Genomic DNA, 14,157 nt, shown 5'->3' with positions numbered 1-14,157 from the left:
TTTGCCAGGTCTCTTGCTTATCGGACTTTTTAGGGCAGAAAGTGGTGAGGTTAGGTCGTTTCAATTTGCTAAAGCAGCGGGCCGAAAATGGAATAAAAGTTATTTTCGAAGCTAAACTTCGCACGGATATCACTTGATGTAATGTCTAGAGGTCTAACAAGATTCCGATTTCGAAACCTATCGGTGGCTTATCAAGAGTTTCATGGCTATCGAAGTAACGAGGAATTTCGTTAAAATAGTGTTGGAAGATCAGTGCGCTACCTTGAATCGAAGATTTATGTTTCAGATCGAGAGCGTTTGGGGGTCGATGAGAGGTGTTTATCCTGATGTGATTTAGGTTTCTAGAGATCTTTTCGTCTTGAGCTAACACCGTCAATCCTATTTAATTTCTAATATCTCCAAGTGTTGACCCATTGGATCCATTGCTGATCTTTTTTTAGCAATTTGAACCATCGTAGTTAAATTTTAGATCGCGAAGGTGCTCCATAAATTGGAAGACGGTCGTGAACTACTTCGAATGGAAGGCTAGTTCACGACCGTCTTAAGAGTTTTGGTTATGTGGACAGACTATGTACTTCAGACGAGATGCAAATTTTCCATCTCTTTTGCAACCATTGCTTCGTGAGCATCCTCATCCTCTTTTGCCTTTTTAGGACTCCAGCGCCCTCGCATGAGCGGTACGCTGGCTAAAAATAGCACACAAGCAGCTGCGCAGATCCAGTACCAAGTTTGCCATTGCTTAGGCGACTGCTTTGCATCGCTTTGAACAGCTGGCGCATGAAGCTTTAGGAAGTTGAGTTGGCTAGATGCTTTTTGCAGCGCCCCCAATTCCGAGGCGTTAGCCGAAAGTGCTTGGAACTGCGTAGCGTTTGCAGCGATTGCTTTGAGCTGGGTCGCATATGGAGCGAGGCTCTGCAATTGTGAAGCTACAGCTATGACTCCCTCAATGGCGGCCTTATTCGCCGAGATTGAGGCAAGGATTGCTCCACCTTTAGCTCCGCCTCCAGCAGCGGTAAGTGCTTGGGATAAGAGTGCAGGTGGGATCGTAGCGGGATTTGAATAACCAGCCAATTGAGTGAAGATGGCCGGGTGGGCCTCAATTACGGCTAACTCCGGTGCAAATTTTTGCGCGTCAGCTAGCTGTGCTGAGTAGGTAGTGGCCGTTTGAATTATTGTAGGGTGAGACTGGGCGAAAGCGATCAAAGAGCCGTGGCTCTGGACAAATGCGAGTAGAGGTCCATGCGAGGCCGCGAAGGCAAGTTGACTTTGATCTTGCGTGGCGTAAGCCTGGACTTGAGCTCCGTATTCAACCAAAGGAGTTGCTGAATTGACGACGGCCGGGACTACCAAAAATGCTACAAAGACGATCACTCTCAAGATCCATCCCCAAACTGCAAGACCAGTCGCAGTCAGTGCCGGATTTCTGGCTTCTACTGTTTCGGTAAAGCTGGCCATCCATGGCGCATATGCGAAGGCTAGGAAGATGGAGATTCCGGCCAGTAAAAATGCAATCTCGTAGTAGCTGTTTGTGTGGCCAAGTTTGAAGATGAATACGATCGTAAGAATTATAGCTCCTATACCTCCAACGATCATGAATGGCTTACGGACCCTTACTTTGTCGGAGATTATACCCACCAGGATCAGGGCTATAGCATTGGCAGCCCACTGCCAATTGGCAATTCCGTTGGCGTTTTTGAGAGAGAAGCCAAAGACGGTGGTAAGCAGGACCGTGCCAAAGGCTACAGCCGTATAGTAGATCAAAAGCAGGATCGACACCGCCACGGCCGATATGATAATATCAGCCTTTAACATCTGGCGCCAAGGGTTCTTCAGGGAGGCCTCAATGTCGATTCCTTTTGCCCTTGCCTCAATTAGAACTCGGTCTTTAACAGAAACCATTAGCTGGTCGCGAAGGTTTGGCGAGAGCTCGCGGAGGCCGAAAAGCGCGATAACAAAGATTACGAGGCCAACGATTCCGCAGATGCGATATTCATATGGCCATTGTGTCGTAGCTGTTATGGTGGTGGAACCTACGACAGATACTACGAGACTTCCCAAGACTGGTCCAGTTGTCCAAAGTCCCATCGCGGTTGCCCTACCGGTTTGTGGCGAAAAGTCTCGGATTAGAGCCGGAGTGGCAACAAGGGCGATTCCTTCAACGATTCCGACTAGGTAAGTCGCGATAACGAACGACCATTTTGAAGTCATGGATGGTATCACGAAAGCGGTAGCGAGGCCCGTTATCAAGAGACCCGCGACGACTATGTTCGCTCGGCCGAGACGATCAGAAAGGCCAGCGGCCAGCGATCCAAAGGCTCCAATTAGATTACCAAAGGCAAGGGCTGTCACGTAAAATGTGAAGCTCATTCCTAGCTTTGGAAGCAGAATGGTCGTAACCGATCCACCCACGTAAAGTTCGTAATAAAGTGCGATTGTCACTAAAACGACAATCGCTAATTGCACCATGCGGGGTCCAAACTCTGGATAGGACTCAAGTCTTCGATTGGTAAGACTAAAGCCCGATCCTCCTTTGGGCGTTTCCCCCGAGACGCGATCAGTTACTGATGTAGTCATATATTTCCCCCAAGATTGCACTTACAACCCCCCGGTTGATTACTGCACCAAATTAAATTCTGGTGTCAGAACCGATGATACAACATGGAGGATCGGTATTGCGTGACATTTGACACATATGGGTACTCCTTTTAAACCAACGTCGAAAAATTGGTGATTTTAATTTCGCGTTACTCTGAGTCGAGGCAAGCGAGCCTTCGGGGGTAAATGACGAGATCGTAGCTCTAATTCAGAATAAGCACATTGCCTGCCTCCAGGGAGCGTCTTTGACTTTTTGGGGGGAGTGCCATCTTTTTCGGCGACTGCTAAAGCCATGATTAATTATCACCTAGAGTCTAGAAGTCGTATAGAAAGTCTTTAATTCCACCGATCACGAGTCGATAAAGCCACAACATTGCACCAATAGCTCTAAACAATCATTTCGGGGACTAGGTATTGCAAGAGTAGGGACATTACCACCTCTCGGGTGAATTAGCTCAATTGCTAATGCAGCAATAGAGCTAATTCTGAAAGAACTCTTCATGGAAAGACAAAGTGCCCCTCATTGGTTCTTGTTTCTTTGGCGCTTTTTGTGGATTGAGATCGCCATTTACCCCCGATCGAAGATGTTGAATAACCCTCGGATCACTACCGCGCAAGTGACCGAGGAGGAAGATAGATCGTCGCCTCTTTATCCATAACTCATCAGTCGCCATTGCCAATCCAAAAGGTCCGTCAATTTCTACTTGTCATATGGACGCGGTGCTCGAAGTTGCTAGGCGCGAATTTAAGAATTTAAAAGGTGAGAAGGTGTCGAACCTGAATCTAAGAGACCATATTTTACCAAGATAGGTATTACGATAATCTTAGGTGTGATCACTATCTTGCATATGACTCGGGCCATTTCTCAATCACTACGAATAGTTCAGCGTTGAAATGAAAAGCTATAAGGGTAATCGTAGCCACTCCAACCGATGGCTAGTTTGATATGGCTTTTTAGTCTTGTGCCTAAGGCTGCAATAGTTCTACTACTACCTAAAAGTTCTTGGCTTGACATGAACGGTTAGGTAATTCGCCAGGTGCAATGGGAATTTGCATTCAAGTAAAGACAATCCAAACACCACTGTTGCCAGCTAAAAGCCAAGGCTTAGCGGTGGGTCTCCTTGTCATGGTCGAGATTGGAATTGAGTCGCGTTTGCTACCATGTGGCTGGGTCCTCGCTTAGAACTTTGCTGGCAATTTCGAATGCTGAATTTGAAGCAGGAACACCAGCGTAAATAGCAACATGAATAAGTATCTCGCTCAGTTCAGCCTCCGTAATGCCATTCCTAAGTGCTCCTTTGATATGAAGGTAGAGCTCTTTTTCGCGACCAAGCGCCGTTAGGGCGGCAATCGTGATTGCCGAGCGCATCTTTAGATCTAGCCCGGGTCGTGACCAAACTTCGCCCCATGCATAACCTGTAATGAAGTCTTTGAAGTCTTGATCGAATGAATTTGCAGTAGCTATGGATCTGTCGACATGTTTGTCTCCAAGTACGCTTCGGCGGATTCGAGATCCCCTGCTGGTTTGGGAGTCTAAGAGGAAATTCGATACGACTTGATTAAACTGATCGGGTTTTTCAATATTCAACAGGTGCGATGCGTCGGGAACTATCGTTAGAGATGAAGATTTGATGGCGCTGTGTGTCTCAAAAATCATTGATGGTGGCGTTACTGGATCCATGGAGCCGCCTACGAGCAGTGTTGGCGCTGTTATCTTTGCTAAAAGGTGACGTTGGTCCATGTGGCCAATTGCCTCTGCGCACCAAGCGTAACCTTCGTCAGGAATCGATTCGATCATTTGTATAACCGAAGAAACTTCTTGCGGGTGAGAAGCTATAAAGGCTTCGCTGAACCATCGTTTGATCAAAGCTTCGGCGATAGATGCAGTTCCGCTTGTCCTAACGGTGTGGGCCCGTTCTTGCCAACCTTGCAGCGGAGGTAGATAAGAAGATGAAGATGATACTATCAGCTTATCTACGAGGTTTGGCTGGTTGGCCGCTATATTCATGGCTATCATCCCACCTAGTGAGAGGCCACATAGCGATACCATATTAAGGTCCAGATGCTTTATGAGATCAACTATGTCGCTTCCAAGTTCTTGGATTGAGTATGGTCCCGACGGTGGTTTTGTATCTCTCGTATGGCCGCGAGTGTCGACTCTGATTACCTTGAATCTCTGAGTTAGGAAGGGTAGTTGATATCTCCACATATCCATCGTGCTACCGAGCGAGTTTAGGAGTACGAGGGGTGGCGCTGAATCTGGTCCATCTATTTTGTATGAGGTTGGGATCATTGATTTACCTTTTTTCGATCTCCTATTAGGGCACAGCCATTATTTTGATTTTCATCACCATTCCCGGCTTTGATCGATATTACCAAAAAGCTAAGGCTGAGGCATTTTGTTTTATCCTTGGTAGCCCCGACCACTAGCTTGATCGATAGGCGTCTTTAGGCTACGGCAGTTGATTGGCTCGCTCTGAAAGGGTAATTTAGACTTTTGAATTATCATTTTGAACGATAAAGGCAAGGGCTGCTCTTGAGTAGTTGAGTAGCCGTATCTCCAAGGCACTAATTCTGCCCCGAGTGGGCAGAATTGATGGTAAAACGATGGCGGTCGATCTCGAGCCTGCATAAAATCGCGTTTGATTGGTCTGATCTTTGGGGGAAGCCCAGAGTTCTGACAAGCTGATCCAACCGGGGTTTCAAATCTTTCCGGGATCTCTCCCTGGCAGTAAATTGGTAAGATGTCGAAGTGGGTATTTATCTAGACAATGCTTCGACGACTCCTATGTCGGCGGCGGCACTTAATGAGTACCAGATGCTCGCTAGTGATTTTTATGGAAATCCCCAAGGGAACCATACTGTTTCGCGCTTGGCACTCAGGAAATTGGACGAGTACCGCCAACGTGCGTCCCAAGTTTTGGGCTGTGCCGTCTCTGAGGTTTACTTTACCTCCGGTGCTACTGAATCTAATAATTTAGCGCTTCTGGGTTCGCATCGAAAGTTGGGCGACTTGGCGTGCTCATCCATTGAGCACAAGGCGGTGCTTTCTCCTGTGGAGTACGGCGGTGGAGAAAAGGTGCCCGTCAGTGGCGATGGTATGATTGATCAAGATCTTTTTCGAGATTACCTAAAAGAAAAGAGAGGTAATCTTGCGGCGGTCTCAATAATGGCCGTTAACAATGAGATCGGTGTCATTAATCCAATACCGATATTTGCGGGGATGGTCCACAAACATAGCGGTGGAGCGATATTTCATTGCGATGGTGTTCAGGCCAGTCAGATTTTGAATCTAGCCCCGATCGTGGCATCGGTGGATTGTCTTAGTTTGAGTGGTCACAAGTTCAATGGCCCAAAAGGCACTGGAATTTTGGTGGTTAAGGAGGGGACGGCCCTGAGACCGATTGTTCGAGGTGGCTCTCAAGAACGCGATATACGTCCTGGAACTCATGATTTGCCTTCGATAGGAGCCATGGTTGTCGCTTTAGAAGAAGCACAATCTCAAAGGTCAACAACCCATGAATACTTGATTAAGATTCGTGATCTCTTTGAGGAGAGGTTGACGGCTTTGCTCCCAAACGTGAGCGTCAATGCTTTGAATGGCGATCGTTCGCCTGCAATTTCTAATCTATTGTTTCCTGGTACCACAAATGAAGAGATGCTGTATCTTCTAGATGGTGCCGGTGTGTACGCGTCAGGTGGAGCGGCGTGCGCTTCGGGTGCACTTGACCCAAGTCATGTAATCATGGCCCTTGGAGTTGACAAACTTCTTGCCAAGAGCGCACTTCGGTTCTCATTTTCAACCTCGAACACGGCCGAGGAGATTATCGAAGCTAGCGAGATTGTGGCTAAGGTCTATTTGCAACTTACTGGGGGTCAGCTTTAGTGATCATCTCTCAAAGTTTTTGGCGCCTTTGCAATCTTCGAGGTTTTCTAGACTATTCGAGCTGCGAGATCGCTAAAGCTAAAAAGGATCTTGCCTCTAAAGTAATTTTAAATGAGTTTTTTTGGATTGGCGCTTTTGAGATTGGATGATAAATGAACCCAAATAGCCCAATCTATATTGTCTTACTTGGTCTGCATTTTGGAAGTGTCACTTTTGGGTTTGGCGGGGTAGGGCTCTCTGGCCTCTATGCATCGCGACTGAGCACTGGTGACCCCGAAAGTATAAAGTACTTTAGTTCGCGGCGGATTGGACCAAAAGTACTTGTTGTTGTAGCGCTTTTATTTGGACTCGTTCTTATTGCGCTCTCTAAGCATCCCCTACTGTTCGTAGATGCTCCATGGCTTCGAATTGCGTTTATCGCATATCTGATAGCTGCCACTATTTCTGGCGCCTTAATCTGGCCAATTGAGGCGACGGTTAGGCGTTTGATAACTACCGGCAACTTCGAGATGACTGCTGAAGTTCGGGTTGCAATGAAGAAGATTTTAAGGTTGAGCTTGATCGTTGACCTTGCATTTTCTTTGGCGCTCATTTTGATGGTAACGCAGCCAGGTCATGGTTAGTTTGGACCAATCCCGCCGCTTCCTTGTTTATCGCTAGATAAATCTATTGGTGGTATTTCGGTTTTTTTCTGGGTAAATCGCAACTTGGTGGCTATCGTAATGAAAGAGACTAATTTGTGAAACTGTGGTCTCTAAAAAAGGGCTAATTCTAAAGTTTTGAAGCCGATCTAGATGCAGAGGCTTTTGAGGGGGTTTGCTTGAAGTATCAACGAGCGAAAGATCATATTTGCCGGGGTCGAACCATAATGGGCTTGATTTCTTTTTGCTTAATGTTGTCTTTAGGGCTACCTCTCCTGACGGGTTCTAACTTCGTTGAAGTATCTAGGAATGTTTCCTTGTCTCTTTCTTCTCGAGCATCTTTGATCAATTCGTCATTTTCTAATAAGCCAATAGTTGGAATGGCATCTACTCCAGATGGAAAAGGCTATTGGTTGGTCGCAAGCGACGGTGGAATCTTCACGTATGGAGACGCAGGCTTTTATGGTTCAGCTGGAGCCCTACCACTAAATAAGCCAATAGTTGGAATGGCATCTACTCCAGATGGAAAAGGCTATTGGTTGGTCGCAAGCGACGGTGGAATCTTCACCTTCGGAGATGCAGGCTTTTATGGTTCAGCTGGAGCAATACCACTGAATAAGCCAATAGTTGGAATGGCATCTACTCCAGATGGAAAAGGCTATTGGTTGGTCGCAAGCGACGGTGGAATCTTCACCTATGGAGACGCTGGTTTCTACGGATCCGCTGGAGCCCTACCACTAAATAAGCCAATAGTTGGAATGGCATCTACTCCAGATGGAAAAGGCTATTGGTTGGTCGCAAGCGACGGTGGAATCTTCACCTATGGAGACGCAGGCTTTTATGGTTCAGCTGGAGCCCTACCACTCAATAAGCCAATAGTTGGAATGGCATCTACTCCAGATGGAAAAGGCTATTGGTTGGTCGCAAGCGACGGTGGAATCTTCACCTATGGAGATGCTGGCTTTTACGGTTCAGCCGGAGCCCTACCACTGAATAAGCCAATAGTTGGAATGGCATCTACTCCAGATGGAAAAGGCTACTCAATGGTCGCAAGCGACGGTGGAATCTTCACCTATGGAGACGCAGCCTTTTATGGTTCAGGTGAAACTTCCAGTTCTAATCATTCTTCTCGGGTGATACTTCCACCTAGCAATCCAGCTACCAATGTACCTCCCGTGCCTAACTACGCTTCGCCATGTCTGGCTAATAATGAAGCAACTTGCCTTTCGGATTCAATCGCTGCCATAAATAACGCACGAGCCTCGCTAGAAGGGCTAGGCCCTATGGTATTGCCTGGTGACTTTGCGTCAATGTCTATGGATCAGCAACTCTTTATCTTGATCAACCAAGAGCGCCAAGCACGAGGGTTACCTTTAGTCTTGGGTTTGGTCTCTCAGTTGAATTCCGATGCTGCGGTAGGTGCGAATGGCTTTATTGACCCTATCTATCGCAATGAAAGTATTCCTGGGGCGACTGGGGTTTTTGGCTATACAACTCTTTGGTCCAATGACTACTCTTCACCGTCGTCAATCTACGACTGGATGTACAACGATGGCCTCGGATCCTCGAACATAGACTGCAGTTCTGTATATTCTCTCGGTTGCTGGGGTCACAGAGACTCAATCTTGACGACACCTCCACCAGGTACATCAATAGTTATGGGTGCAGCATCTGTAACTAATGGTTCTTTTGTCTCTCAGGGCGTTCTTTTGGTATACGTAAAGGGAGTTGTTTCCCCCAGTGCTTTTACCTACACATGGGACCAAGCCTTAGCATCCGGAGCATCATAGAAGCTTTTTGAGAGTCTCTCTGGAAAAACTTCTTCAACCCTTAGGTGTTTGCTATTCGTTCTGAACCCTCTTTTTCCATAACTAATCAGTGCCTTTAGCAATGTGGTTAATTGGATTGGTAAACCAAAGGATGTTTGTGGAATTTAGGTGCAAACAAACACTCAGGTGTGTTTAGGACGGATCTATTTTACTTTACACGCCGCAGTCAATCTCCTTTGGTGATTGCGCTAGATGCAAGGGCGATCATTTTTATTGAAAGGACCTGGGGAGGATTTTGTTTAGCACGGTCAGACCGATCTTGTTATTTAGCCCTGGTGTGTAAGTTGGCCCTCCCTCAAGGTGGGATAAGCTCTGGTCAACGACTTTTGCCGGATCGAGTTGCCCAGGGGTCTTTTTTTGTGCTCGAGAGATTAGTCCAGGCGTGGATATGGCTCCCAGTGTTATCGTCAATATGGAGATATTCTTATCTTTTACCTCGCCCCAAAGTCCTTCGCTTAGTACATGGAGGTAGGCTTTGGTTGCTGCATAAGTCGCGACTCTTGGTGAGCCCACGTACCCCGATAGTGACGAGACGACAATTAGTCCATCCATGCCACGTTCGTTTTGACGCTTCAGAAACCTTTGGGAAAAGAGAGTCGGTGTTGTGCGGTTGGTTGTGATTGTCTCTCTCGTCACCGCAGGATCAACTTCTGAAAAATTTCCTATCGGCGAGAGGGCTGCGTTGTATATCGCTATCCCGATATCTAGGTCTTTGATGCCATTAAATATTTCATCGACGGCTTCTGGTGACGATAGATCGATAGCTAGTGCTATAGCTTCGACACCGTATTTATTTTGTATCTCATTGGTGAAATCGCTTAGAAGATTATCACGTCTAGCAACTATTACCAGATTGAGACCTCGCTTAGCCAGTGCTTATGACCATTGGGCGCCTAATCCTTGGCTTCCCTCCCACAATCAAAGCCCATGGTCCGTATCTGCCATTAAAGCGATTCAATGGGTAATCTCCTTTGTCCTTTGAAAGGGGTTGCCGTGATCTCCATATTCTGGCAACCTATCAAGAGAGAAACAGCCACTGCAAGTTGTCTTTTAAATCTAAGATCAGTTGTTACCAGCGCTCGCGCCCGAAAATCTATCCCCTCAGAGTAGTTGTTACAGTCATTAAGATTGCTCAGGGATAGGTTGCATCAGGCGACCTTGTCCAATTTTTGCCTTTCACAAAGCGATAGGTGGCTATCATGCACAATGGACTAGGTCTTGGCCTTGGCATCAAAGGCTTGTCAGTTAAAACGCTGTCCTTTTGTCACATCGCTCTTGTTTTGGATCGTGGATTGAGTTTCCTGGCGCACCCATGAATTTTCTCAATTGCGATTTGGAGCGGTCGAAGCGCTGCGCTCGAGCTACCCCGAACTTGCACTGGCCTACGATTCAAAGGAAAACTTCTACGGGATCTATGACAGCCATTATAAAGCTTCTCAATGCGAACCTTCGATGAGCGGGAGAGCTTAATCCTAAACAAGGAGACAAACGAGTCAAATTCCTTTGCGATGACGGTTCGAAGCCACCACGCTGAGACCTTTGCGTACTGTGATTCTCGGGTGTAGATTACGAAGGTTTACACGGAGAGTCTGAACGGTCTGATCAAAATCGCCAATCGCAATGGCTCAGGGTATAGTGTTGAGATCCTCCGGGCAAAGGTGCCACACGCCAAAGAATCCCACAAGATGTGGAGTACGACTAGGTTGGCCGACAGCGGGAGAATAGGCGTCCCAACCACTGAAGCTAGGAATCTACTCGATTATGGCTCGCAAAACCCAACCTTGGTGGTGCTGTGTGGGTCAGGTCAGCTCGAGCAACGGGATGTACCCTTTCCAACCTTAATTTTGCACAGAGCTTTTTTTTAAACGAGGGTGATCTTTTCAATTCGCGAGTGATTTCGATGGGCTAGCGTGGGGAGATGAATCAAAAAAGTGATGATAGAGAATTCGTAGATGAGGGCTTTGGCGAAGTGGCCGACGTTTTTCGTCGCCATTTTGACGAGAACCTTGAAGTTGGTGCCGCGGTTGTGGCCTACATCGGTGACATCAAGGTGGTAGATATTTCAAGGGGATACCGAGACTTGGGCCGAACCAAACCATTTACGAGTCAAACCCCTGTTATAGTATTTTCCTCCACAAAGGGAATCACTGCGATTGCGATTCATGTAGCAATTTCGCAGGGACTAATTGGTTATGACACACCAATTTCGCAGGTGTGGCCTAATTTTGGGGATTCGGGAAAGGCCTCTATCACTCTTTATGACACTTTGACTCATCGATCAGGCGTAGCCATCGTCGATGATGAGCTTCTGTCAATCCAAGACGTTACTAACTGGGATAAGGTTATAGCTGCTATTGAAAGACAGCGGCCTATTTGGGAGCCAGGATCACGGCATGGCTACCATATGAGAACCTTTGGCTGGATACATGGGGAGCTGCTGCGAAGGCTGTATTCGACCAGTGTTGCTTCTGCGATTTCTGAGACGGTCACATCTCCGCTAGGTGTCAGCGTCGCCTTGGAGTGGAATGACTCACTTGAAGGCGAGATAGCTGATTTAGTAACCGATCCGGTCGCGGCTGACGTAGATCAGCTGATCGAGATGGAGCGAAGTGCTGGCCTAGCTGAGGTATCCATTAGTGCTTTCCATGGTCCAGGAAGGCTATTTGCATACGATCAGCGATGGAATAGTCTTGCCTACAGATCACTGGCTATGCCCTCCTCAAGCGCAATGACCTCAGCTTTGTCTTTGGCGCAAATTTACAAAGGAGTCGTATTTGGTCATAACGGGGTGAGGTTACTTAGCGACGAAATTGTGCGTGAAGCGATCATTCCACGCTCTAGGGGAATCGATGAAGTTTTGGGTGTCGAGACTGCCTTTGGCATGGGGTTTGCATTGGCGCCAATGCTTGGCGAGTCGCTGCCAGCTAGCGCGTTTGGCCATCCTGGAGCCGGTGGGAGCCTTGGCTTTGGTGATCTGGATGCACGTATAGGTTTTGGCTATGCCATGAATCGAATGGCAAATGCTTTAATTGACGACTCGCGATCAAATGCTTTGGCCGCTGCGCTATATCGAGTATTGGGCTAGGTTGTGAAGTGTCGCCAATGGGAGCCTCCTCCTTTTAGATAACCATGAAATGCTGAGGTGACAAACTTTGAAGGTTGGTGGGATCGTTGAGTCGAAACCTGTTTGATTTGATGATTTCACGTAGACGGCTGGCAAATCGATCATTATCTATATTTATTTATTTGGTTGGTTCGCACGACCAGCTAGCGCGTTTGGCTGCAAATGCATCCACGGGGGTTTGTTGATATGGGATGGTTACTAAAGGATGCACAAGTTCTGGCGAGTGCTCTAATTTTCGATTCGACCAAGAAGGTAAATGCGACACTGAGGAGCTCGACGCTTGATAAGGACGAAGTTGTCATAGTGCGAGGCCGAACTTTTATAAATTCTTTTTTTCATTCTGGGGATGTGCTTTTGGTGCGTTCGGATGGCGACCTTAAGGTAAATTCAATCAGAAGGCTAAAGCGTAATCGTATCGGGATTCCCGTTCTCGGCGATACCTTGACCTTTTATATCCCGATTCGCATCGCGGCCAAATTAGACATCCACATCGGGGACCAGCTTGAAATCAGAGATTAATAGGCAAGAAAAGAGAGACGGTGAGGCCACCAATTCCACGCCGTGTCTATATCTAATTGGCACACCGATAGGTAATCTCGAGGATATAACAATTCGAGCTAAGCGACTTCTTGGCGAGATAGAGGTAATCTTTGCAGAAGACACGCGAAAGACCAAGGCCCTTTTGTCACACATAGGTGCTTCCAATAGGCGCGTCTTTAGATATTCCGATCATGACCGCACATCAGGAGAGCAGGCGATTCTGCGTGAACTTAGAGACGGTAACGACGTAGGATTTGTTACCGATGCCGGAATGCCAGCTATCTCGGATCCCGGCTCTCAATTGGCTGATCTCGTTATTAGGAATGGTTTCAAGATCGATGTAGCACCAGGGCCGTCGGCTGAATCAATGGCAGTTGCACTCTCTGGTGTGGTGAATGGGCCGTATATGTTTGTCGGATTTATGCCCTTGGCGAAAGATCGCTTTGAAACTGTCTTTTCAAGTGCTGCAAATAGTGGTTGTTCTGTCGTTGCTTACGTTGCACCACACGATTTACAGAGAACCTTAAAAATACTAGGTGACGTTATCGGCGAGCTGTCTCGAGTCGTTCTTTGCAGAGAGATGACAAAGTTATTTCAATCTCGAATCGACCTTAGTGTCAAAGAGTTGCTCGAACATGAGCGGGTGCTCTCACCCAAGGGTGAGTATGTCCTTGTTGTACCATCGACCTCTAATCAACCAAGGCAAATAGAGGAGGATCATGCGATCGAGATCATCAAGGTGGTAAGAGACGTAACACTTTCTCGATCCGAAAAGGCACGTCGACTGACTAAGTTAGCATCAATTTCTCGATCTGCAGCTTATGGACTTTTGGGAGACGATGGAGGCGGTCGATCTTCTGAGAATTGACAGAGGTGTTCAAGTGACCCTAGATACCCTCGACGCCAACTGGGGCCTGAGCAAACTTGGCCATGATCGTGTGCTGTGAATGCTAACCATAAGTCGACCTTTGAGGTCGCTGGCCAAGCAATGCAATTTGAAAGATGACAGAAGGAGATTTTAGCTCCCTGGCCTTTCGATATCCAACTTACGAGAAAGGGATATCAAACCGGCACAAGCTGCGTTGGTAAAGAGCCTAAGGTGGCGAGCGTTTTGTTAAAAGGCGGAGATACCTCCGTTGGGTAAGTACTACGAAGATGAGCGAAAGCGTACCATCCGATGACGCATCGAAACCCAGATGGTTGACATCAGAACCAAGGTCGGCTCATATCCTTGGGATAAGCTTGGCAGGTTGTCTCGTTCTTGGCCAGACAAAGGTTTCGTGCAAAGGTGGCATGAGCACAGTAGGGGTGGACACAGTAGGGGTGAACACAGGAGGGTCCCAAGATGGGCTTTCATGTTGAACTTAAGGAACCAGTCGTGTAGTTGTCCCTTTGGAAACAGAGAGAGCGGGAGTATGCCGAGGCCAAAAGCAAAAGGTAAGAGTACCGGATGCTACGCAGCGGGGCGGACTGGGGTGTATTAGCGACGTGGGTCTTGTAATGAGACTTTGAGTAAAGGCTAAAGGCGAACGGACTGCAATG

9 protein-coding genes are annotated in these 14,157 nt (G+C 47.3%); 6 read left to right on the top strand and 3 right to left on the bottom strand.

Annotation, left to right across the window (positions count from 1 at the left end; translation table 11 throughout):
• Positions 1 to 576: 576 nt before the first annotated feature.
• Entirely contained in the window at positions 577 to 2,574 is a 1,998-nt protein-coding gene (locus ACIDITHRIX25_RS000000103215) for an MFS transporter (protein ID WP_201733647.1), read from the bottom strand.
• A 1,177-nt stretch (positions 2,575 to 3,751) separates the two neighbouring features.
• Positions 3,752 to 4,888, bottom strand: coding sequence for a bifunctional 3-oxoadipate enol-lactonase/4-carboxymuconolactone decarboxylase PcaDC (gene pcaDC, locus ACIDITHRIX25_RS000000103210; RefSeq protein WP_052606565.1), 1,137 nt, complete (start codon positions 4,886 to 4,888; stop codon positions 3,752 to 3,754).
• A 459-nt stretch (positions 4,889 to 5,347) separates the two neighbouring features.
• Between pcaDC and ACIDITHRIX25_RS000000103205 the strand changes: the two genes are divergently transcribed.
• The 3 genes from ACIDITHRIX25_RS000000103205 (at position 5,348) to ACIDITHRIX25_RS000000103195 (ending at position 8,912) form a co-directional block, all read left to right on the top strand.
• On the top strand, positions 5,348 to 6,481 hold the full coding sequence (locus ACIDITHRIX25_RS000000103205; protein ID WP_201733646.1) for a cysteine desulfurase family protein: 1,134 nt from the start codon (positions 5,348 to 5,350) through the stop codon (positions 6,479 to 6,481).
• A gap of 152 nt (positions 6,482 to 6,633) precedes the next feature.
• Positions 6,634 to 7,104, top strand: a complete 471-nt coding sequence (locus tag ACIDITHRIX25_RS000000103200) for a hypothetical protein (RefSeq protein WP_201733645.1) — start codon at positions 6,634 to 6,636, stop codon at positions 7,102 to 7,104.
• Between the two features lie 335 nt (positions 7,105 to 7,439).
• Complete coding sequence (locus ACIDITHRIX25_RS000000103195; RefSeq protein ID WP_201733644.1) at positions 7,440 to 8,912, top strand: beta propeller repeat protein; 1,473 nt, start codon at positions 7,440 to 7,442, stop codon at positions 8,910 to 8,912.
• 249 nt (positions 8,913 to 9,161) lie between these two features.
• On the opposite strand, the gene ACIDITHRIX25_RS000000103190 is transcribed toward ACIDITHRIX25_RS000000103195, so the two are convergent.
• Positions 9,162 to 9,824, bottom strand: coding sequence for an SDR family NAD(P)-dependent oxidoreductase (locus ACIDITHRIX25_RS000000103190; RefSeq protein WP_201733753.1), 663 nt, complete (start codon positions 9,822 to 9,824; stop codon positions 9,162 to 9,164).
• 1,045 nt (positions 9,825 to 10,869) lie between these two features.
• On the opposite strand from ACIDITHRIX25_RS000000103190, the gene ACIDITHRIX25_RS000000103185 reads away from it, so the two are divergent.
• From ACIDITHRIX25_RS000000103185 to rsmI, 3 genes are all read left to right on the top strand, one after another.
• On the top strand, positions 10,870 to 12,036 hold the full coding sequence (locus ACIDITHRIX25_RS000000103185) for a serine hydrolase domain-containing protein (RefSeq protein WP_201733643.1): 1,167 nt from the start codon (positions 10,870 to 10,872) through the stop codon (positions 12,034 to 12,036).
• A 201-nt stretch (positions 12,037 to 12,237) separates the two neighbouring features.
• Positions 12,238 to 12,594, top strand: a complete 357-nt coding sequence (locus ACIDITHRIX25_RS000000103180; protein WP_052606530.1) for a hypothetical protein — start codon at positions 12,238 to 12,240, stop codon at positions 12,592 to 12,594.
• Positions 12,578 to 13,483: a 16S rRNA (cytidine(1402)-2'-O)-methyltransferase gene (rsmI, locus tag ACIDITHRIX25_RS000000103175; protein WP_052606531.1), complete on the top strand. Its 906-nt coding sequence runs from the start codon at positions 12,578 to 12,580 to the stop codon at positions 13,481 to 13,483. The genes ACIDITHRIX25_RS000000103180 and rsmI overlap by 17 nt, the downstream gene beginning before the upstream one ends.
• Positions 13,484 to 14,157 lie beyond the last annotated feature (674 nt).

This window comes from Acidithrix sp. C25, from assembly GCF_904848545.2.
The sequence above is the reverse complement of the archived record's forward strand: the minus strand, read 5'-3'. Positions and strand labels throughout refer to the sequence as shown.

Excerpts from the sequence above, each read along its gene's own strand:
- ACIDITHRIX25_RS000000103215 (WP_201733647.1), bottom strand. The coding sequence starts at position 2,574 with ATGACTACATCAGTAACTGATCGCGTCTCGGGGGAAACGCCCAAAGGA.
- pcaDC (WP_052606565.1), bottom strand. The coding sequence starts at position 4,888 with ATGATCCCAACCTCATACAAAATAGATGGACCAGATTCAGCGCCACCC.
- ACIDITHRIX25_RS000000103200 (WP_201733645.1), top strand. The coding sequence starts at position 6,634 with ATGAACCCAAATAGCCCAATCTATATTGTCTTACTTGGTCTGCATTTT.
- ACIDITHRIX25_RS000000103185 (WP_201733643.1), top strand. The coding sequence starts at position 10,870 with ATGAATCAAAAAAGTGATGATAGAGAATTCGTAGATGAGGGCTTTGGC.
- ACIDITHRIX25_RS000000103180 (WP_052606530.1), top strand. The coding sequence starts at position 12,238 with ATGCATCCACGGGGGTTTGTTGATATGGGATGGTTACTAAAGGATGCA.